Raw genomic sequence first — 544 nt, 5'->3', positions numbered from 1 at the left:
TCGATTACTTCATATGACTCTTCTATCAAATTTTCTCTCAATGTAAAATGATCTTGTGCTCTATCCCATGGGCATCCATCTTTAGAGCGTAACTGTGCAACTATATTAACTAGATCATTAAAGTCATATATAGGATTTTTTTCTTTATCAACTTTTAAAACAACTAAAGATGTCAATGCCCCTATGTTTTTAGATTTGTCAATTTCCATAACTTTTATTTTTTCTATCAATTCTTTTCCTTTTACACCGGCATAATGGACTAAATATACATCATATTCATCGCCAAATATTTCTGATAATATCAGTTTTACTTCAGAAGCAACTCTCATGTTATAAACCTGGCAAATAATATGATTAAAATTTATATCAATATGGGTTGTTTTTAATTCTAATGCATCTATAATTTTTATCCCATCTATTGGATCAATTTTAAGAGATGCAAGCAGAGGCTCAATAAAGCTTTCACTAGGAACTATATTTATTTCTACTGATTTAAGGCTAGCTCTCTGCAACAAAATACTCACTGTTTTTTCAGCTACCATCA

At 29.8% G+C, this 544-nt stretch carries 1 pseudogene; it reads right to left on the bottom strand.

What is annotated here, in order from left to right:
• Positions 1–544 (bottom strand): annotated as a pseudogene (locus R7P64_RS24570) (hypothetical protein); the annotation flags it as partial.

This window comes from Vibrio sp. 2304 (assembly GCF_033339475.1).
GTDB classification, from domain to species: Bacteria; Pseudomonadota; Gammaproteobacteria; order Enterobacterales; family Vibrionaceae; genus Vibrio; species Vibrio alginolyticus.
The sequence above is the reverse complement of the archived record's forward strand: the minus strand, read 5'-3'. Positions and strand labels throughout refer to the sequence as shown.